Raw genomic sequence first — 2,141 nt, 5'->3', positions numbered from 1 at the left:
GCTAATGCTAGAACTGACCCCGTTGGCTTCGCGAAAAAGCTTGACCTTCAACAGGTTGCTTTGGTTCCTACGCCAGCTTGTTCCCGTAGACGTAGATCTCGAACAGCCCGGTGCGTATGCCCAGCGACTCAAAGCCGAGATTCTGCAGGCCACGGCGTACCCGTTCGGCAAACTCGTACGGCAAGTCTGGGTCGAGGTCGTGCCCGCCGGGCCGCTGCAGGCCGTTGAGTCGACGCCCCTGGTCGAAATACACGTACGGTATCGAGATCACGGCAGCGCCGCCGATCCTGAGCACGCGGCAAGCCTCGAAAAGCGCGTCGCCGATATCGAACAGCGTTGACTGATAGGTACGCAGCGACAGGTAGAGGTCGTAGGCGCCGCTGTCGACGCCATCAAGCCGTTCCGCTTCGCTACAGCAGGTGCGCAGTCCGGGCGTCGCGCGTGCCGCCGCGGCCAGCGCCGTCTGCGACAGATCGACGCCGGTCAACAATTCGAAGTCGCGGTAGAAAAAGGGGTTTTCGAGGCCGTTGCCGATACCGACGTTGATGGCCTTGCAGCGCCCGAAGTCGCGGATGCCGACCTGCCGAAGCACGGCATGCAGTTCCGCCTCCCACTCGTCGAAGGCGCGGTAGCGCTCGTCTTCCTTCCTGCTGCGGTGCGCATACTTCTCTTCGTAGGCCAGCGACCGGGCAGCGGCAATCCGCTCGGCGACGTAGAGCGGATCGAGTTCCGGATACTGCAGCTGGCAACGACGAACAACCATCCTGATCGTCGCACCAAGCACCACCGGAACGCCGGCGAGATCGATACCATCGGCTCGCAGCGCCTCTTCCATGAGCTCGCGCACGCTCTTGCGAACATACAGCGAAACCTGCGACAGACGCTGCGGCGGCGAGCGGCCCGGGGCCTCGCCGCGGATACCGGCCACCAGACGGGCGAAGGCCATCTCGTCGTCGATGCCGGCGCTGAAGTCTACCCAGGTGAAGCGGAGTAGAAATGACGGCAGCTTCTCCCTGACCAGACTGCCGGCACCGGGAAGCAGCACCGGAATGACGCGAAACCGGCTCCCGTGAACGCGCCGGCTCAGCGCCGTGCGCATCTCTTCGTTCTCCCAGGACCCGACGCCGCTCGGCCCGATGAATACGGCGCAGCAGCGGCTCTGGTTCAGCGCCTGTTCCAGGGCTTCCTGCCATGGCTCGCCGGGAACAAGATGCCAACGGTCGAGAAAAGGGGCCAGCCCTGCTTCCTCGACGAGCTTCTCGGCAAGTCTCTCGACCGTCGGCTTGTCATCCGACCGATGCGAGAGGAACACGTCGTAAGCTTCCCGATCGTCAGTACTTGGTCCCACCATCACGTCTCCTCCCAACATTGCGGCTGCAGCAACCTCATCAACGTCAGCCGTTCGCAGTGACCAGGGGTCGGAGGCATGTGCTTCTCAGCTTCCGGACAAGCACTCGCGCTGACGGCTGCTGTATTCCTGTCAAGCGAGGCTTCGAGGTTCGGCAAAGCTAGAGAGGTCGGCGGGAATAGGCTTCCTTGAGCGAGAAAGGAAATGTCGCTGGCCCCTCTTGGCTCGCACTGACCCCGCTGAGCTGCGGTGCATCGGGTTATCTACAGCGGCAGGTTCGGGGTTATTCCTCTGCTCCCTCCTGACGCCTTAGCCCACAATTTCCAAACGCCTTTCAATCCGGTCAATTCGCGCCTTGATCTGGTCGATACTCGACTGTTGCCGGATGACTTCTTCGTAGTTGTGCGCGCTGTCGCGCCGACCGGCCGCCGTACTCGCTTCCAGGCTGGTCAGGCGCGCGGCAACCTCCCGCATTTCGCTCTCAAGGCGATCCTGTCCGGCTCGCAATCCGCGCAAGTGCTCAAGAATCAGATTCTCTACGTTGTCGGTCATACCCATGTCTCCTCGAGCTGAGTCTATTCCCAAGTGAGCAAATTACCAAGCCATTGAAATCGCAGACCAAACGCCCGCCTTGACGCGACCGTAAACTTGGGGCAAGTCTCGACTCTTGCCCGTTTTGTGGTTTGCCAACCCTTTTCTATCACGAAGGTGACATCGCCGTCAGCTCTGCGAGAAGGATCGAGTTGGTCCTCTTAATCTTGATCGTGGGGGAATGTTCAAATGTTAGCACTGA

2 protein-coding genes are annotated in these 2,141 nt (G+C 61.0%); both read right to left on the bottom strand.

Translation table 11 applies throughout. The features are described from left to right. Nucleotides 1–67 precede the first annotated feature (67 nt). The gene (locus RUW20_RS20415; protein WP_313954057.1) at nucleotides 68–1,348 is read right to left on the bottom strand and encodes a TIR domain-containing protein; all 1,281 of its coding nucleotides are present in this window, start codon (nucleotides 1,346–1,348) and stop codon (nucleotides 68–70) included. Nucleotides 1,349–1,657: 309 nt separating this feature from the next. Beyond that, entirely contained in the window at nucleotides 1,658–1,900 is a 243-nt protein-coding gene (locus RUW20_RS20410; protein ID WP_313954056.1) for a hypothetical protein, read from the bottom strand. Nucleotides 1,901–2,141: the final 241 nt, after the last annotated feature.

This window comes from Accumulibacter sp. (assembly GCF_032229525.1).
Lineage (GTDB): Bacteria > Pseudomonadota > Gammaproteobacteria > Burkholderiales > Rhodocyclaceae > Accumulibacter.
This window is presented reverse-complemented; position numbering and strand designations above follow the sequence as displayed.